Annotated in this window: 15 protein-coding genes, 4 pseudogenes and 1 riboswitch; all 19 genes and pseudogenes read right to left on the bottom strand. The window is 53.1% G+C overall.

Annotated elements, in window-relative coordinates; genetic code table 11:
• A partial coding sequence (locus HMPREF0080_RS06290; RefSeq protein ID WP_216436701.1) for a hypothetical protein occupies positions 1-232 on the bottom strand: 232 nt, incomplete at its 3' end.
• Between the two features lie 125 nt (positions 233-357).
• Positions 358-696 (bottom strand): hypothetical protein, encoded by a 339-nt coding sequence (locus HMPREF0080_RS06295; protein WP_040347405.1) that lies wholly within the window; start codon positions 694-696, stop codon positions 358-360.
• Positions 697-890: 194 nt separating this feature from the next.
• Positions 891-1,305 (bottom strand): annotated as a pseudogene (locus HMPREF0080_RS06300) (YbaN family protein).
• Positions 1,292-1,784 (bottom strand): annotated as a pseudogene (sufU, locus tag HMPREF0080_RS06305) (Fe-S cluster assembly sulfur transfer protein SufU). Before sufU ends, HMPREF0080_RS06300 begins: the two co-directional pseudogenes overlap by 14 nt.
• Before the next feature lie 14 nt (positions 1,785-1,798).
• The gene (locus tag HMPREF0080_RS06310; protein ID WP_006790513.1) at positions 1,799-3,019 is read right to left on the bottom strand and encodes an aminotransferase class V-fold PLP-dependent enzyme; all 1,221 of its coding nucleotides are present in this window, start codon (positions 3,017-3,019) and stop codon (positions 1,799-1,801) included.
• Positions 3,020-3,032: 13 nt separating this feature from the next.
• On the bottom strand, positions 3,033-4,106 hold the full coding sequence (locus tag HMPREF0080_RS06315; RefSeq protein ID WP_006790514.1) for a SufB/SufD family protein: 1,074 nt from the start codon (positions 4,104-4,106) through the stop codon (positions 3,033-3,035).
• 13 nt (positions 4,107-4,119) lie between these two features.
• Entirely contained in the window at positions 4,120-5,550 is a 1,431-nt protein-coding gene (gene sufB / locus HMPREF0080_RS06320) for a Fe-S cluster assembly protein SufB (protein ID WP_006790515.1), read from the bottom strand.
• A 10-nt stretch (positions 5,551-5,560) separates the two neighbouring features.
• Complete coding sequence (sufC, locus tag HMPREF0080_RS06325) at positions 5,561-6,307, bottom strand: Fe-S cluster assembly ATPase SufC (RefSeq protein WP_006790516.1); 747 nt, start codon at positions 6,305-6,307, stop codon at positions 5,561-5,563.
• A 102-nt stretch (positions 6,308-6,409) separates the two neighbouring features.
• Positions 6,410-6,619 carry a hypothetical protein gene (locus HMPREF0080_RS06330; RefSeq protein WP_006790517.1) on the bottom strand — a complete coding sequence of 70 codons (210 nt, stop codon included), beginning with the start codon at positions 6,617-6,619 and terminating at the stop codon, positions 6,410-6,412.
• Entirely contained in the window at positions 6,612-8,015 is a 1,404-nt protein-coding gene (gene scfB / locus HMPREF0080_RS06335; protein ID WP_040347406.1) for a thioether cross-link-forming SCIFF peptide maturase, read from the bottom strand. Before scfB ends, HMPREF0080_RS06330 begins: the two co-directional genes overlap by 8 nt.
• Before the next feature lie 67 nt (positions 8,016-8,082).
• Positions 8,083-8,223: a six-cysteine ranthipeptide SCIFF gene (gene scfA, locus HMPREF0080_RS09450; protein ID WP_006790519.1), complete on the bottom strand. Its 141-nt coding sequence runs from the start codon at positions 8,221-8,223 to the stop codon at positions 8,083-8,085.
• Positions 8,224-8,286: 63 nt separating this feature from the next.
• On the bottom strand, positions 8,287-8,682 hold the full coding sequence (locus HMPREF0080_RS06340) for a DUF2262 domain-containing protein (RefSeq protein WP_006790520.1): 396 nt from the start codon (positions 8,680-8,682) through the stop codon (positions 8,287-8,289).
• 86 nt (positions 8,683-8,768) lie between these two features.
• Positions 8,769-9,425 carry an endonuclease III gene (gene nth, locus HMPREF0080_RS10055; RefSeq protein WP_040347428.1) on the bottom strand — a complete coding sequence of 219 codons (657 nt, stop codon included), beginning with the start codon at positions 9,423-9,425 and terminating at the stop codon, positions 8,769-8,771.
• Positions 9,426-9,470: 45 nt separating this feature from the next.
• Positions 9,471-10,259: pseudogene (larE, locus tag HMPREF0080_RS10060) on the bottom strand (ATP-dependent sacrificial sulfur transferase LarE); the annotation flags it as partial.
• A 568-nt stretch (positions 10,260-10,827) separates the two neighbouring features.
• The gene (locus HMPREF0080_RS06360; protein ID WP_006790523.1) at positions 10,828-11,478 is read right to left on the bottom strand and encodes a cyclodeaminase/cyclohydrolase family protein; all 651 of its coding nucleotides are present in this window, start codon (positions 11,476-11,478) and stop codon (positions 10,828-10,830) included.
• On the bottom strand, positions 11,447-13,117 hold the full coding sequence (locus HMPREF0080_RS06365; protein ID WP_216436703.1) for a formate--tetrahydrofolate ligase: 1,671 nt from the start codon (positions 13,115-13,117) through the stop codon (positions 11,447-11,449). The genes HMPREF0080_RS06360 and HMPREF0080_RS06365 overlap by 32 nt, the downstream gene beginning before the upstream one ends.
• Before the next feature lie 67 nt (positions 13,118-13,184).
• A riboswitch (ZMP/ZTP riboswitch) is annotated at positions 13,185-13,264 on the bottom strand.
• A gap of 46 nt (positions 13,265-13,310) precedes the next feature.
• Entirely contained in the window at positions 13,311-14,126 is an 816-nt protein-coding gene (locus HMPREF0080_RS06370; RefSeq protein ID WP_040347431.1) for a histidine racemase CntK family protein, read from the bottom strand.
• 195 nt (positions 14,127-14,321) lie between these two features.
• Positions 14,322-16,691, bottom strand: a complete 2,370-nt coding sequence (locus HMPREF0080_RS06375; protein WP_245527247.1) for a YadA-like family protein — start codon at positions 16,689-16,691, stop codon at positions 14,322-14,324.
• A 244-nt stretch (positions 16,692-16,935) separates the two neighbouring features.
• Positions 16,936-18,726 (bottom strand): annotated as a pseudogene (aspS, locus tag HMPREF0080_RS06385) (aspartate--tRNA ligase).
• Between the last annotated feature and the right edge of the window lie 5 nt (positions 18,727-18,731).

The raw sequence follows: 18,731 nt of genomic DNA on the forward strand, positions 1-18,731 counted from the left end.
CAGGCAAGGCTTTAATACAAACGAGCAAAACAACTCCCTTCCCTTCCGGCGTAATCAGGCCCCAATGGCTGCCAATCAGGGGATATAGCGAATATAAGGTATCCGTATACCACCGCGTAAACGCATTTTGAGACGGATCCGAAACGATTTTCATATTGAGGAAAGACATGGCAAAGAAATAGACGAGACCGATAAACAACATCCGTTTTCTCGTCTTTTTTGCAGTTTCCATACAAATGCGTTCTTTATCTTCTTGGCTGAGTTCCGCCAACACCTTGCTTCTTAGGCAAGTCTGCTTAAATCTATACAGGGTGTACTTGTATATAAAAGATTTCCGTATATCCATGGACATCCGCTTTATCCTACCGTGCTCATAACTTTACCGATATAATAAATACCGCCCATAAAAGCACCGATTACCGACAAACACGCTAAGGAAGAGGCGGCGATAATCAATAATTCCTGATTCCGTTCTCTTCCCTTGCGAAAACCCGAAACGATAACCGCTAACTTCAAGAGCGCACTCAGACCGCCTATAAACGCTCCGCCTAAGAACGCAACACTAAGCATGTAGCCTCCCATATCGGAACCGCCTATGAGTATTGCCATACCGCAAAAAAAGCAAACATACAGAAACACATCCAAGAAGATGGACAATCCCAGTAAAAGCTTTTCTCTCTGTCCGCTGCAGTTCATAAAATCCCTCCAAACCCTCACGCTTGCGGCCATGTTCATACCGGTAGCTGTAATATATCATATTTTTCTCCTGTTCACTACACGGGAGAAGTGACAGCGAGATTCTGTATATTGATTATTTTAGGTTCTATGATAAATGTTGGGGGGCGACACCTTTCGATGCCGCCCCCAACATTTATTCATAACTCCTTTTCTTATTCGGCGGGATAGCCGCGACCCGTCTTTTTTGTTTTTACGATACATACCAGCGCTATCACATGCGCTGTCCAGACAACGGCTATCACCGCGACGGCCGGCAGTATGTGACGGGAAAAATAAGCCCCCCGTTCCCATGACGGCGGATACGGACAGCAGAATAGCCGTCTTTGCCCGCAGCGTCAGCGATTTATCCTTTTCATACGCTCCCACCGTTTTTCTGTACAGGGAGGAATTCAGGAATTTGCGATGGAATCGCTCGGAGCCGCGGGCCAGGCAAAACAACGTCACCATATAGAAGGGCACCGTAGGCAGCAACGGCAATACCGTACCTGCCGTACCCAGCCCGAAACTGACGGCGCCCGCGGCTAGCCACAGGTAACGTACAACCCCTTTCCGCTCACCGCCCTTCATGCTCTTCCTCTTTACAGGCGTTACCGGCATTTTCGCCGCCGTCCGGCTTGTCTTTTTTATGTTCCAATGCTTCCTTTAATGTATGCCAGGCAAGGACCGCACACTTAACGCGGGCCGGCATATTGGAGATATTCTTCAGGGCAATGGCGTCTTCCAGCTCTTCCAGCTCGTCTTCGTCCGTCACTTCCCGCTTAATCATGCTGAGAAAAAGGTCCGTCAGGCGGAGCGCTTCTTCCACGGTTTTACCTTTGATAACGTCGATCATCATATCGGCCGAAGCCCGGCTGATCGCGCAGCCGTGGCCCGTATAGGCCGCATCTCTGACGATTCCGTCTTCAATTTTCGGCCAGTGTGATGTCGTCGCCGCAGCTCGGGTTATGCCCGTGCTCGGACAGGTTCGCTCCCGCCAATTCATGTTTATTCGCCTGTGCCTGGTTATGCTCCAGAAGAATATCGGAATATAATTGATCCATTTCCATGCTGCTGTCGCTCCTTAGTCTTTAAATCCCATTTGTTTACGGACAAGCGGCAGTTTTTCAAGGAAATAATCCACTTCTTCCGGTGTATTGTACACATAAAAGCTTACGCGGTTCGACGCTTCCGCGTGGATATGCGCGCCGTAAGGCTGCGCACAATGATGGCCAGAACGAATGGCGATGCCGTAGCTGTCAAGGATCGTCGCCGCGTCATGGGGGTGTACGCCGTCGATAGTAAACGAGATAACGCCCGTTTTTTCTTCGGGATCCGTGCTGCCGATAATATGAATATACGGTAGCTTTTTCATACCGTCAAGACAGCGTTTCGTCAGTCCTTCTTCGTGCGCTTCAATATTGTCCCAGCCGATTTTCTCCAGGTAATCAATAGCCGCATGCAGGGCTACCGCGCCTTCCACATTTTCCGTACCCGCTTCAAATTTAAAGGGCAGTACGTTAAAGGTCGTTGTCTGTTCCCGGACATATTCGATCATGTCACCGCCGAGAAGGAACGGTTCCATATCATTCAGAAGGCCCCGTTTTCCGTAGAGTACGCCCGTACCGGCGGACGCAAGCATTTTATGACCCGAGAAGACGAGAAAATCGCAATCCCAGTCCTGCACGTCCACTTTCATGTGAGGGACGGCCTGCGCCGCGTCCACGACGGCAATCGCCCCCGCACGGTGTGCCCGTTCGACCAGCTCTTTTACGGGCCGCTTCATACCCAACACGTTACTGACCGCCGCAAAAGACACGATCTTCGTTTTTTCATCGATCTTGGCAAGGTCTTCGTCCGTAAAGCGGCCTTCCCCGTCAAGATACATGTACACCAATTCGGCGCCCGTCACCCGACAGACGCGCTGCCAGGTGACGAGATTGGCATGGTGTTCCGAAATGGGAATGACGATCTTATCGCCCTTTTTCAGCCGGGTTTCCGCATAGCTGCGCGCAATCAGGTTAAGCCCCTCCGTGGCGTTGCGTACGAAAATAATTTCTTCGCCGTATTTTGCGTTGATCAGTTTTCGTACCGCTTCACGGGCCTCATCGTACAGCCGGGAGGCTTCCACGCTGAGAATATGGGCGCCGCGGTGGGGATTGCCGTTATGGTTTTCCAGTAAATCGACAATCGCGTCAATAACCTGTTTCGGTTTCTGTGTCGTAGCCGCATTATCAAAATACACAAGCCGATGGCTGTTATGCATTTTTTTCAGAATAGGAAAATCTTCTCGAATATTTTTCATGGCAATCCCCTTTCTATTCGCGCGCCCGCATTTTTTTACGCGCCGCTTCAAGTACGCGCTTTGCAAGCGCCGCATCGCCCAATGCGTCGATTACGGGACGGATGTTCGATTCGACGATAATGAGCTGCGCCCCCTTTTCACTGAAACCGCGGCTCATCAGATAGTAGAGCTTATCCTTGTCAATCTGGCCGGCGCTGCTGGCATGATTCCCTTCCATGTCGTCTTCTTTGCAAAGCAGAAGAGGCAACGATACGGCGTGTACCCGGGGACTCAGCAGCAGGCATTCGTCCGTTTCCGAACCGACCGCTTTTTTGCAGCCGCGCAGGAAATCGATAGTACCGCGAAAATTCTTTTTCGACCTGTCCGTAAGGGCACCGGTCGCGAGGATATCGGCATGTGATTTTTCGCCTTTCTGCGCCACCCAATATGAAAAATCGAGAACCTGCTCATCATGACCGATGTACATGGCGCGGCTGCCGAACTTGCTTTCGGCGCCGTCAAGATCCGTCTTGTAATACAAAATAACCGCCCGGCTTCCCAATTCGGCATTTACATAGCGGACATCGCTGTTTTCCCCGGAACGGACATAGCGATGTTCAATATGGCGTACATGTTCGCCGTTGAACTGCACTTTTTTTACGGTCACTTTAGCGCCTTTCGCCGCTTCAATGTATTCCGCAATATTTACGGCGCCGTTTTTTGCATCTCCTTCAAAAAGAAGATATACTTCCACCTCACTGTTGGCGGCCGCTTCAATTTTCAGCTGCGCCGCAAGATAGGGAACGGCTTCGCTTACGTTATACGTCAGGCGCACGGAACCTTTAGCCCCCTCGGGAACCGTGACGGAACACCCGTTCATGCTGTGATTCAAGGCGTCGCGCAGCGATTCGCCGCTTGCCCCGGCAAAATCACCCAAATCGTCAAGGCCGTTCCCCTGATAAAAAGAAACGGTCACATCGCCGACCGTCCGGTTTTCTATGTCGACGGACGGAAGATACGGCGCTTCCTGCCGTTCCAATTCCAGGTGATTGACCTTCATCCAGCGGAAGGTAGGACGAGGCAGTTCGTTGTACAGTTCTTTACTCATTCATTACCCTCCCCTATTTCAATGAACCTTTCAGTTCCAGATTAATCAGATTATTCATTTCCACCGCATATTCCAGCGGAAGCGCTTTCGAAACGGGTTCCACAAACCCCCGGACCAGCATGGCCCGCGCCTCTTCTTCGCTGAGCCCGCGGCTCATCAGGTAATAAACGGCCTCATCGGAGATGCGGCCGATTTTGGCTTCATGGCCCAGGTCGATATTATCGTTTTTGACGATAATCGCGGGAATCGTGTCGGATTGAGAAATTTCATCCAGCATAAGCGATTCGCAGCTGACGTTTGATTTTGCACCTTCCGCCTTTTCGTTGATGATGACGGCGCCGCGATAAATACAAACGCCGCCGCTCTTGGAAAGGGATTTCGAATCAATATTGCTCGTCGTATGCGGCGCATTGTGCACCACCTTCGAGCCCGTATCCAGAAACTGGCCCTTACCGGCAAAAGTCACGCCGGTAAATTCACAGTGCGCGCCTTCGCCCTGGAGGATGGTCATCGGATAGAGACAGGATGTATGCGAACCGAAAGAGCCGGTTACCCAGTTCATCGTACCGTTTTTGCCGACGACGGACCGTTTCGTGTTCATGTTGTACATATTCTTCGACCAGTTTTCAATCGTCGAGTACGTCAACGTCGCCTCGTCACCGACGAAGAGCTCGACAGCGCCGGCATGCAGGTTGGCGACATTGTACTTCGGCGCGGAACAGCCTTCGATGAAGTGCACTTTCGCGCCTTTTTCCACGATGATCAACGTGTGCTCGAACTGGCCGGCCCCGGGGGCGTTCAGACGGAAATAACTCTGCAACGGGATTTTCACGTCCACGCCGGCGGGAACATATACGAAGGAGCCGCCGGACCATACGGCGCCGTGGAGAGCCGCAAACTTGTGATCTGTCGGCGGAATGAGTTTCATGAAGTGCTTCCGTACTATATCTTCATGCTCTTTCAGGGCCGTGTCAAAGTCCGTATAGACGACGCCCTGCTTGACCAGTTCTTCCTGAATACTGTGGTACACAACTTCCGAATCATATTGCGCGCCGACGCCGGCAAGGGATGTCTTTTCCGCTTCGGGGATGCCGAGACGATCGAACGTATCCTTAATGTCTTCGGGCACTTCGCTCCAATCGGCTTTCAGGCCCGCATCGGGACGTACATACGTAATAATATTATCCATCTGAAGTTCGCTGATATCGGGCCCCCAGTCGGGATAATCGATGGTATAGAACAGCTCCAGGGACTTCAGGCGTTCTTCGAGCATCCAGGCCGGTTCATCCTTTTGCCCGGAAATTTCCCGGACGATGTCTTCCGTAAGGCCCGCTTCCGTCTTATAAGCATAGTTGAAATCTTTCTTAAAGTTATATACATTGCCGAAATCGGAAAAGGCATTAATCGTTTCCCGTTCCCGGGCCAGTCTTGTTTCTTCAGCCATCCTGCGCCTCCTATTGCAACCGCGTCCTGTAGATGTCATATCCGTGGGCTTCGATTTCACCGATGAGAGCCGCCCCGTCGGTCCTGACAATTTTGCCGTCCAGAAGGATGTGCACGAAATCGGGTTTTAAGTACTGCAAAATTTCGCTGTGATGCGTAATGATAAGGACCGCGTTTCCCGCGTCGTGATACCGGGAAACCGTTCCGGAAACAACGCGGACCGCATCGACGTCCAGACCGGAATCGATTTCGTCAAGCATGGTCAGCTTCGGTTCAAGCATACACATCTGGAGAATTTCCGTTTTCTTCCGTTCACCGCCGGAAAAACCGTCGTTCACGTACCGTTCGGCATAGGACTTGTCCATCAGGAGCTGATCCATTTGCGCGCGCAGCTTCTTGCGGAACGGCATAATGCGTTGTGTTTCTCCCGAAACGGTGCTCTTGGCATTGCGGATAAAATTTTCCACACTGATCCCCTGTACGGCGATAGGATTTTGAAAAGCCATGAAGATACCGAGCTTGGCACGCTCGTTAACCGGCATATCCGTTATATCGGCGCCTTCAAAATAGATCCTGCCGCCGGTTATGCGGTATGCGGGATTCCCCATAATCGCATGAAACAGAGTTGACTTACCGGCGCCGTTAGAACCCATGATCACATGTATTTCACCTTTATTAATCACCAGATCGAGTCCCTTAAGAATATCCTTTCCTTCCACGGTTACCTTAAGGTTTTCCACTCGTAATAATTCACTCATTGCGTATCACTCCTGTATAAACATTTAACTCTCATTTTTTGCTACACTTAGATTACTCCAACCTTTTCGCAAAGTCAACCTTTTTAGTGCATTTTAAAAATACTACTCATTATTTTCTTTTTCATCGTCATCCATACCGTATTTATCACGCAGTTTCCGCCGTTTATCGCTATGCAGCCAAAGCTGCATGAGTACGGTGGTGCAGGCCAGGATAAGGAGCCCGCCGAGCAGGGCCGACATTCCTTCTTTATTAATTGCATATAATAAATATCCGAAAACGACAACCCAGAGAAAAATCCGCAGCTTACTCATTTATCACGGCCCGCCTTTCTTCGGCCTTTTTCATGGCAATGACGGCCTGAATATACATGGCGCATTCAATGCGTTTTTTCTGAATCTGACAGCCCATCTCATAAGGCGTTTCCATACTGCCGCCATACTTGATATTATTGGCATGACAGCCGCCGCTGCAGAAAAATTTGGCCCAGCATTTGCAGCATGCCGGCTTGTTGAGAACGTGCATATCCCGGAAACGCCGGGGCAGGACGGTATCGGTAATGCCGTCGTACACATTGCCGACAATATACGCTTCCTGCCCGACGAACTGATGACACGGATAAATGTCCCCGTTCGGCACGACGCACATGTATTCATGTCCCGCACCGCAGCCGCGGAGACGTTTGGCAATGCACGGGCCCCTGTAAAGATCCATGATAAAGTGGTAATAGACAATCGGATTCCCGCTGAAATACCGCTCCAGATACAGGTCGGTCAGGGCTTCATATTCTTTATAAACACGCGGCAAATCGGTCGCGTCAATAGCATAAGACAGATCGTCGCCGACGACAGGCTCCATGGAGAGTCCTTCAAAGCCGAGGTCCGCCATATGTTCCACGTCAGTTGCAAAATCAAGATTATACTTTGTATACGTGCCCCGCACATAATACTCTTCACCGTTGCGCCGGGCGACGGCTTTCTTTAAATTTTTCACCGTCGCGGCATATGAACCGCGCCCGCCCGCATCGGGACGCATACGGTTATGTACGCTTTCACGGCCGTCCATGCTGAGGATCAGGCTGATGCGGTTGTCCGTAAGGTATTTGATTTTAGCCTCGTCGAGGAGCGTACCGTTTGTCGTCAGGGACAGCTTGAATACCTTGTCATGGATTTTTTCCTGTTCCCGGATGTAGGCAATCGTTTGTTTCACGACATCAAAATTCATGAGCGGTTCGCCGCCGAAGAAGTCGACCTCACAGTGCCGCCGTTTGCCGGCGGAGCTTGCTATGAGAAAATCAACGGCCGCCCTGGCGACATCGAAGCTCATGAGCTCGCGTTTATGCGTATCATAATCCCCCTGCGAGGCAAAGCAGTATTTACAGCGCAGATTACAATCATGAGCGATATTGAGACAGAGTGATTTGACGACGGGTTTTTCGTCGGCCACGACTTCAAAGGCTTCACACATGGGCGCAAAAAGCATTTCCGCCCTGATGAGTTCATCCAGTTCGGCCATGGCTTCCGTCAGTTCTTCACGTCCGTACCTGCCGGCAAGGGCTGTGTAAACAGCCTCTTTATTATGCCCCGTATATGTATCGAGTATATCGTACGTGACGGCGTCAATGACATTAATGATGCCGCTGTTTACATCAAGCAGCATATGCACGCCGTTCTGAATATATTTATGGATCATCGGTCCGATTTTTTCCATCATGTTTCCTCCATACAAAAAGAATACCCTTTACCGAAAATGGTAAAGGGTGTCCCCTCCTGAAAACTTATTTTGTGCAGACCTGGTTGCCTACCGTGCAAGATGTCTTGCAGGCGGACTGGCAGGAGGTCTGACATTCGCTGCACCCTGTGTGCTGAGCCGTTTTCTGGATAGATTCCGTATTAATCGTGATAATATGCTTTGCCATGTCGGTTCACCTCACTACTGGTATCTGCTGTATTATAGCACAGAAATATGTTTTCCACAATCTTTATAAAAGGCGCAGGCCTTTAAACTGATAATCCCTGCTCATCGTAATCACGATAGCATAATCGCCGAATATTTCATTTGTCGCAAAAAAGACATCGAAGTCGCCGTTATACGTTACATAAACGGAATTGATCCGCTCCAGGTACGCGCGGATCTGATCCGCCGTAATTTCCGGCTCGCCGTCATTGCGCCACCGCTCGTTCTTAAATTTGGCCAGAAGCGGCGCGTGCGCCATGACCCGCAGGCGATGGCTCAAGATCCACTCCCATACAGCTTCACTGTACGTTTTGGCTTCTTTACAGCGCCCTTCTTCCAATCCTTCAAGTACGAATAGGACGGGCCTGCCTTCTACGGGAATTTCATCGATATAGCTGCCCTTGACATAGCGTAAATTCATATCATAAACCTCCGCCGAAGAAAAATTTTTCCTGCCTGTTCTTCTGCCTTAGACCTCTTTATCTTACTCTATCGTCTTTTCCCTTGTCAATCAATACCGTTCTTTCTGTTCCCGGCCGTACTCGACGGACAGAGATCATTTTGAAAGCAGGTTTCACATAACGGCTTACGGGCCTTGCAAATACGCCGGCCGTGCCAAATAAGCCAGTGATGGGCCCGGCTCCACCACTTCCGGGGAATGGCCTTTTGCAGCCCCTTTTCCACCGCTTCGGGCGTAGTTCCCGTCGCCAGCCGCATCCGGTTGGAAACACGGAATACATGCGTATCCACGGCGATAGCCGGTATACCGAAAAGGACGCTCACAAGCACGTTGGCCGTTTTTCTGCCGACGCCCGGGAGCTTGACGAGTTCATCGAAGGTATGCGGCACTTCGCCCTTATACTGCTTGCAGAGGATGGCGCAGGTATTCATAATATTTTTCGCCTTGCTGTGATAGAGGCCGCATGTTTTAATTTTATCTTCCAGGCCGCGCAGGCCGAGCTGCAGGATTTTGTCGGGGCTGTCGTAGGCTGGGAAAAGATCGGCCGTGACAATATTGACCCGTTCGTCGGTGCATTGCGCCGAAAGGACAACCGCCACGAGCAGTTCGAAATTTGAATGGTACAGGAGGGCCGGTTTCATGATTCCGTATTGATCCTGGAAGCGTTGCAGCATTTCGTCTTTCTTTTTTTTCGATAGTATCATTCTAAGTTCCTCTTTCTTCACGTCCGGCGTTTCATTCAAACTGCCCGTTTTATATCCGTTCAAATCCAGGGTGACATACGTGAACCCGACGGCCTTTATTTTCGCCGTAATTTCTTCCCGGTGCGCCAGAATCGCTTCAAATTCATCCGTCCCGGCTTCAATGCGGGCGACGTCGTCGTGATAACGGACGCGCAATGAACCGTTCACGTAAGGAGCCAACACGTTTTCGGCGGCATCAATCTGCGCCAGCCTGTGCAAAGTAAGCGCCGTCCCGTAAGGGACACGGCTGGCAAGGCAGGCGGCGCTCTGTTTATTCCATGTCGGCAGGCCGAAACGGCGGGATAACGCGCGGATATCCGCCTTGGCAAGAGCCGCGTCCACCATGGGGCTGCAGACGCTGCCGGCCAGCTCCGCCAGGGCTTTCATGCCGGGGCGGAAGTCCTTCAGATCATCCGTATTGCTGCCGTCCGCAACCCACGTATAGCCGTTGGCCCGCGCAAAATCGACGAGCTCCGCAAAGCGGATTTTCTTACATATATAACAGCGGTCGACACGGTTTTCGACAAAATTTTCGTCGGCAAACTCCGAAGACGGGACAAGGACGTGGGGTATACCGATTTTTACCGCCATGTCCCTCGCTTCTTGCCGCTCTCCTGCCGGTAAGGTGGCCGATAAAGCCGTTACGGCGACGGCTTTGCTGCCGAGAGCCTCATGTGCCGCGTAAGCGAGAAACGTACTGTCCACACCGCCGGAAAAAGCCACGGCAACGCTGCCGAGATCACGCAGGATACGGCACAATCTGTCATATTTTCGAAGAAGGTCACTGTGTACCATATATATCTTCCTCCTCCATATATTCGGCCTTCTTACGGGCCGCAGTCCCCGTATGCCCGTGTTGTATATCTCTATCGTTTATGATATATTCAAAAACAACAGGTATCTGTCAAAAGAGGCGTTTCACATGGACACATTGGACAACCTGACACAATATCCGATCTATTTTGCGCCGGGGTGCAGGCTCTTACGGTCGGAACCGGAAATGATCCGGAAAATATACGATTATCTGCGCGGGCTCTTCGGCAATATTACGCTATACACCCGCTGCTGCGGCTTTGACGACGCGGGAGAGCATGAAGAAGAAGCGGTCTTTATTACGCTCTGCCCTTCCTGCTTTGCCGTCTACGGCCGTACGTATGCCAATCTTCACCTGCGCGACTTCCGGGACGTTTACGCCGAATACGGGAATATTTACCCATTCGCCGGAGAGGCGGAAATACGTAAGTTTCTCGCTTTCACCGCGGCAGGCGCGGCCCCGGAAAAGGAACCGGCCGTCCGGTCGTTAACTGTCCGGAAACGGATTGAACTGTGTACGGTAAAGGAAGCGGCGCTGCCGCCGCTTCCTTTACCGTCTTTTTTTATAAATGGACTCAATAAGGCGTTCCTCATAATCCGCCCGGTCTTCATAGTCCGCCATAACGGCCAGCGTGCGGTACACATACGCCGCATCTTCAACAGACTGCAAATTGACGCGCACACTGTAAAAGGCCGCACGCATGGCGGAACGTGCATTCATGGCCGCGATGACGCCGTCCGTAATGGCCCAGGCGTTGCCGTCGGCGACAACGGTCCTGGCCATGCCGAGGAGGGGGAAAACGGCCTGCCCCAGGGCGAGAGGCACCTCCGCGGCCCGCATAAACGCGGCCTGTACCTTTTCCGCCCTGCCCGCTTCCTCTTTCGGCAAACGCAACGTGTCCATCAGCGCCGAGAACGCGTCCGCGTCTTCATCGACGGCACGCAGATAGGATTGACGCAGCACGGGAAGCTGCGACTTGATAATCATCATTTGAGCGTGTACCGCTTCATAGCTCTTTTTATCGACCGTCAAATTAGCCACCATTTCAATAAGAGCCGCCGCCGACGCGGCCGTTAAAGCGGCAATACTGCCGCCGCCCGGGACGGGATCCGCCGATGCGGCCGCTTCGAGAAACTCGTTTATTTTTAAATTTTCCAGCCCGCGCCGCTCAGAAAAGTCCTGTAATATTTCCGTTTTCATCAATATCCATCCTGTTCGCAGCCGGCACCTTCGGCAGCCCCGGCATAGTCATAATATTGCCTGTCTCGCAGACGATAAACCCCGCCCCGGTGCAGACGCGGACATCTTTGACCGTGACGACAAAACCCTCAGGCGCACCGAGAAGCTCCGCATTGTCCGAAAGGGAATACTGCGTCTTCGCGACGCAGACAGGCATTTTATCCAAACCGAAGGCTTCCAGCTCTTTAACCTGTCTGGCCGCTTTCGTTTCAAAAATAACGTCTTTGCCGCCGTAAATTTCCGTGACGATCTTCTTCATCTTTTCAGGGATGGACGCCTCCGCATCATACAGGGGCTTGTACGGTGTCTTCGGGCCTTCCATTAAACGGAGCACGATCTCGGCAACTTCCCTGCCGCCTTCGCCGCCTTCGGCCCAGCAGTCGTTCACGCCCGCTTCAACGCCATAACTGCGGCATAATGCGGTAAGGCAGGCAATTTCCGCCGCCGTGTCGGTATGGAAGCGATTGATCCCGACGACCACGGGCACATCGAATTTACGCATATTTTCAATATGTTTCGCCAGATTGGCAAAGCCTTTTTTCACGGCGTCCGTATTTTCCGCCTGCAAGTCCGTTTTTTTTACGCCGCCGTGCATTTTAAGGGCACGGACGGTGGCGACTATAACGACCGCATCCGGCTTGATGCCGGCAAAACGGCAGGTAATATCCATAAACTTTTCGGCCCCCAGATCGGCGCCGAAACCGGCTTCCGTAATCGCAATATCCCCCGTTTTCATAGCTAGCTTCGTAGCTATGACGGAATTGCACCCGTGGGCAATATTGGCAAACGGCCCGCCGTGCACAAGGGCCGGCGTATTTTCCGTCGTCTGTACAAGATTGGGTTTGATCGCGTCTTTCATGAGAATCGCCATGGCGCCGGCAACACCGAGCCGGCCGGCCGTAACGAGATTGCCGTCCAGATCATAAGCCACCGTTATATTCGCCATGCGGCGTTTTAAATCCGTGAGATCATCGGCCAGGCAAAGTACGGCCATAATTTCCGAAGCCACCGTGATCATGAACCGATCTTCCCGGGGAAAGCCGCAGGTTTTGCCGCCCATGCCGACGACGGTATGGCGCAGCGCCCTGTCGTTCATATCGAGAACCCGCTTCCAGATGACGCGGCGCACATCGATGCGCAGTTCATTGCCCTGGTGAACGTGGTTGTCAATAGCGGCGGCCAACAGATTGTTAGCCGCCGTAACGGCATGCATATCCCCCGTGAAATGAAGGTTGATATCTTCCATCGGCAGGATCTGGGAATGCCCGCCGCCGGCGGCGCCGCCCTTGATCCCGAAGACGGGGCCGAGAGACGGTTCGCGCATGGCCGCAACCGCCTTCTTTCCGAGAAGGTTAAACGCCTGCGCCAGACCGACCGTTGTCATGGACTTCCCTTCTCCGGCCGGAGTCGGGTTGACAGCCGTTACCAGGACGAGTTTACCGTTTTCATGTTGCTGCATCCGTTTAACGGCGGCAAAAGAAATTTTTGCTTTGTACTTGCCGTAAAGCTCCAAATCGTCTTCCGTCAGACCCATTTGCGCGGCAATCTCCGTAATCGGCTTTAACGCGGTCTGCTGCGCGATCTCGATATCGCTTGCCATAGTTGTCATAGTCCCTCTCTCCTAACCAATACGGGGCAACGGCATAAAAAATGCCGACACTGCCCGGAATCTCAGCCCAGACGGTCGGCTCGAAACATGATTATGCTCCCCGTGGTTGTTCCACTTCCGTCAGTTACATAACCTTGTATCATTATATAGTTGCACAGGCTTTTCTGTCAATAAATCCGGAATGTCAGATTTCTCTTTGTCCTTTCTCTGAAAGGGTGAGCGTACCGCTCAACCGCAGTGCCGCCGGCCGCCCTCCTTTCAGACGCGCCGCCGCAAGGAGCGCGCCGCCCGGCTGGTTAACGCGCAGTGCCGTCCCGGTACCGGCTGCACAAGCCAGGACGGCGGCAAGAGCTGCCGTCCCGGAAGCGCAGCTGTTCTCCCAATAAAGCGTATCCGTGCCGCTCACATAAACGGCCGGTATCATAAACCGGGTTTCCCGATTAAAGAGGATGAGACCGAACGCATCAAAGCGGCCGTTTGCCGTATATTCCTTCACAGCCCGCCAGTACGCTTCTTTATCCGTCTCCCCCGAACCGTCCAGGATCCGGACGAAATGTGTTATCCCCGGCAGATCGACGCGAAAAAAGCGTTCCGGCTTACCGTCTACGGGAATGCGGAGAGCCGTAATGCTCTTCGGCAGGGGCATGTCGATACAGACCTTGTACGTTCGGTTCCCGGTCCGTTCAACAACCGTCGTCAAGAGGCCCTCATAGCCGGAACAGGACACGTCGTACCGCCCCTTTTCCCGCCCCGACAGAGACAGGGCGTAGGCGGCCGCCGAGCGGGCCGCGTTACCGCAGAATTCCCCGCCCATCATGTCGATGCGCACGCCGTTTTCCGCCCCGGCCGGAAAACGGATATATCCCACCTGTTCGGCCGCCAGGTCCGGGCAGGTGAGGATCGCCCCGGCAACGGCGGCGCGCCGTGACGCCGGGACGGCGTCCAACACAAGAATTGTCGTATTCCCGCCGGGATCGGCTTTTACATACGATATATTCAAAAAATCTCCTCCCGTACAGCGATAACCCAAAGATACGGCCCGGACAGCATTATATTCTCCGTACGTTACGTAACAGTATATCACATTGCGCGCCGTAATGCCGCTACCTGCGAAAAACCCCCGGAGAAACTGTGACAACACAGTCCCTCCGGGGGTAACGCGCGGTTGTTCCCGTTATGCCCCGCCGTTCGGGCTTTATTTGCGCAAATCGTCCTTAAGCGCTTCCAGTTCCCGGCGCAGCTGATTGATAAGAGCATCCTGCGCGTCATCACGGGCTTTCAGCTCCTTGTTTTCGGCAGTCAGATCCTGCACCTTGCTCATCAGTCCGGAACGCGTCGTCCCGCCGTTAACGCCGGGCCCCACTTTAAGCGATATGCCCGCATTGACCATACCGCCGCCGTCGCCTATGGAAGCGCCCAGACTGAACATGGTCACTTCATTGGGACGGTAAAACGCGCCGATAGCCATGGCATTGGCATTGCGGTAATTCCCCATGCCTGCGGCAAAATCCCATTTGTAAGCGGGATCATAATCAAGAGGGTGCAGCGCCGCCAAAGCGGCCGCCCCTGCCCCGACCTTATTGATCCTGCCGTCCAACTGATTGATGCGATCGTTTACGCCGTCAACCCGACCGCTCAGAGTGCCTATTTGGGCGTCTACGGAATCCATCCGGCCGTCCAGGGAGGTGACGCGCGTATCCAGTGTCCCCACCTGTGTATTAAGTGTCCCTACCTGTATATTAAGTGTCCCTACCTGTGTATTAAGTGTTCCTACCTGCGTATTAAGTGTTCCTACCTGCGTATTGAGCGTTCCTACCTGTGTATTAAGCGTTCCTACCTGTGTGTTAAGCGTCCCGACACGGCCGTCAAGAGCCGTCACTTTATCATCCGTGACCTTCAGCTGCTCTTCCGTCGCCGCACGGCCCGCCTTCGCAAAGTCGGGCGCCGTAAGCGTCTTATTGGTCAGCCCCTTGATCGTGGACTGTCCCGTTTCCCCGTTGATGACGACATCCCCGGCGGTGACTTTCTTGCCTTCAATGGTCGTGGTTCCCGCCGACGCGATACCGGCAGCTTTAAAGGTCGTGACCGTTTTTTCGATCTTCATGCTGTTGCTGCGTCCGCTGCCGTCGTCAACGGCTTGGTATATATATTTCTTATCGACGGAAAGAGCGCTGTCCCCGACATTGGTGGCCAAGCCGCCTCCGTCAAATTTCAATCTGCTTTGCGTATCGGGATTTACCTTTAAAATCTCCGTCCGGACGGTGCCGCCGTCAATCTCCGTGTAATGTTCGGACGCCAGAGACTTGTCACTGACCCGGACAACGCCGTCTTTGACCGTCGTCGTCTTGCCCGTATTGTTTCCTAAACCGTCCGTGCCCGATACGGTCAGCCCGTCCTTATTAAACTCCATGGTTTTAGAAGGCTGGAACATGCCGCCCTTGGCGTTTGCCGTAATCGTGCCGTCATTCCCGTTGAGATGGATATTGCTCGTCGCCGCATCATGATTGCCGCCCAGATATACATCGTCTTTCAGTGAAACCGTATTATCCGCACTGACACTGATGTTACTGCCCGCTTTTACGGCGGAAGCCCCCGCGACGGCAGCTTTTAACTGCGCCACGTTAACGGCATCCGTATCTTCCGAGCCGGCGGCGATTCCCGTAATCTGCCGCGTTACGGGAGCGGGATTACCGCTTCCGTCCGTACCGTTCACATTTCCTACGGAAATCGCATTGGCCGTGGACGTCCAGGCCGCCCCGGTCCGGGCCGCCGATTTCAAATAGCCGTCTTTGCCGGCTTCGCGGTCGGCACGTGAGCCGCTGCCCAGGGCCACGGTATTTTCCACGGCCGCTACGGCGCCGTTACCGACGGCGGCGGATCCCGTTGCGGCAGCCAGGGTCCGACCGCCCAAAGCGGCCAGGGAGTTGTTTCCGGCCGCGTCGGAAAATTCTCCCATAGCGACGGCGGATCTGCCGCCTGCAACCGTATCCTGTCCGAAGGCGGTCGCCGCCTCGCCGGTCGCCTTATTGTTCTGTCCGAAAGCGGCGGCACTCTGTCCGGACGCGGTGTTCTGCGCCCCGAAGGCGGTAGATGCCTTGCCCGACGCGTTTGTCTTATAGCCGAAAGCGGTCGCATTGTCGGCCGACGCCTCCGTCATCTGCCCGAAGGCCGTTGACGCCTGTCCGGACGCGACGGACTTCTCACCGAAAGCCGTAGCTTTTTTTCCCGTGGCTACCGTTTTATGGCCGAAAGCGGTGGCTGCATCATTGGCCGCTCTCGCCTCTTTTCCCCAGGCCATCCCGTACTGATACGTCTGAGCCGTCGTGGTCTCATATTCCCCGTCATATCGTTTTGTTACAGACATACCTGCAGACGTCCCGCTGCCCAAAGCCGTATTATATGAACCGCCGGTCTTGGTCACATCATTATAAGAGCCGCCCCAATATAAGTTATAATAATCACTTGCAACCAGATTTCCGACAGACGCCGCCTCCGCGTTCATGCCGCAAGTGCAGGCAATTACCGCCAAAGCGGTAATTATCCTTTTTGAATACGGGCATTTCATTGTATTCACAGTAATCCCCCTTTTATAATATAATCAGTAATGAATAACACTATCAATATAATATAAACTTTCCTTTGTGTCAATATCGGTAATTATGTATCATTTTCGACTGTTTACGGTAATATATTTGTGCCGCAACAGCCGTATTTTCAGCTACGGCCCTGCGGCAACAAATAAGTCCCGCCGGCGGAAGGCGAACCGTGCTTCCGCCGGCGGGACTTATTGTTTGCAGCCGTTGGGGCCGTTATTTTTTTACCAAATCTTCTTCGACCCGGATATGCAGCTCATGCAGCTGTCTGAGCGCAACCGGTGACGGCGCCTCGCTCATGGGGTCGATAGCGTTCTGGGTCTTCGGGAAAGCGATGACATCGCGGATGGACTTGCGCTGAAGCATCAGCATGATCATACGGTCCAATCCGAATGCCAAACCGCCGTGAGGCGGAGCGCCGTACTCAAACGCTCTGAGCAGGAAGCCGAATTTCTGTTCCGCCTCCTCCGCCGTGAGGCCGACAGCCTTGAATACGCGCTGCTGAATATCGGGCCGATAAATACGCAGGGAACCGCCGCCCAATTCCACGCCGTTCAGGACGAGGTCATAGGCTTTCGCGTAAACCCGCGCCGGATCCGTTTCCAGTTTATCCAGATCTTCCTCACGGGGGGCCGTGAAGGGATGGTGCACGGCCGTATACCGTTTCTCCTCTTCATTATATTCAAACATGGGAAAATCAATAATCCACGTGAAAGCAAAGGCATTTTCATCAATACTGCCCGTACGGCGGGCCATTTCTTTGCGGAGTTCGCCGAGAGCCGCCGCCACGACAGCCGGTTTATCGGCAATCATGAGGACGAGGTCGCCCGTTTCACTGCCGCATTCCCTGCCTATAGCTTTAAGCGTTTCTTCGCCGAGGAATTTCCCAATCTGAGATTTCAACCCGTCCGGCGTAAAGCAGATCCAGGCCAGGCCCTTTGCGCCGTACGCGGCGACATATTCTACGAGGCCGTCAAGTTCACGACGGGGGATCCGGGCGTAGTCCTTAACATTGATGGCCTTAACCTGCCCGCCCGCTTCGATGACATTGCGGAACACTTTGAATTCCGTATCCTTAACGAGTGCCGTAATATCATGGAACTTCATATCGAAGCGAAGGTCCGGTTTATCGGAACCGTAGTTTTCCATGGCATAATCCCAGGTCATGCGCTGAATGGGGCCGTTAATGTCATAGTCAAGCGCTTTTTTGAAAACATAGCCGATCATCCTTCCGTCAGCTGCAATATATCTTCCTGATCCATGAAGGACATTTCCATATCGAGCTGTGTGAATTCGGGCTGCCGGTCCGCCCGTAAGTCTTCATCGCGGAAGCAGCGGGCAATCTGATAGTACCGGTCCATACCGGAGATCATGAGGAGCTGTTTAAAAATCTGCGGCGACTGGGGCAGGGCGTAAAATTTCCCCTCATTGACGCGGCTCGGCACTAAATAGTCGCGTGCCCCTTCCGGCGTGCTCTTGCAGAGTTCCGGCGTTTCAATATCGATAAACCCGTGCTCGTTCAGGAAATCGCGCATAGCGTGCTTGACCTTATGGCGCATCATAAGGTTACGCTGCATTTCCGGGCGCCTAAGGTCAAGGTACCTGTATTTCAGCCGGATTTTTTCATCCACGTCGATATTGTCTTCAATATAAAAGGGCGGTGTCTTGGAGGTGTTTAAAATACGCAGTTCTTCACAGCGGATTTCAATGGTGCCGGTCTTCATTTTTTTGTTGACGGTCGCTTCATCACGCATGCGGACAACACCGCGGACAACAAGCACATACTCGGTGCGCACCTGTTCCGCTTCAGCAAACGAAGCCCGCTCATAATCCGGCGACGCGACTACCTGCACGATACCCGTACGGTCACGCAAATCAATGAAAATAAGCCCGCCGTGATCGCGGCGCCGCTCCACCCAGCCGCAAAGCACGACTTCCTTACCCCGATCCGCTTCCGTTACTGCCGCGCAGTTAATGGGAGCGCTGCAAACCCAACATTGTATCCATTACAC

It is taken from the genome of Megasphaera geminata F0357 (assembly GCF_000239275.1).
GTDB classification, from domain to species: Bacteria; Bacillota; Negativicutes; order Veillonellales; family Megasphaeraceae; genus Megasphaera; species Megasphaera geminata.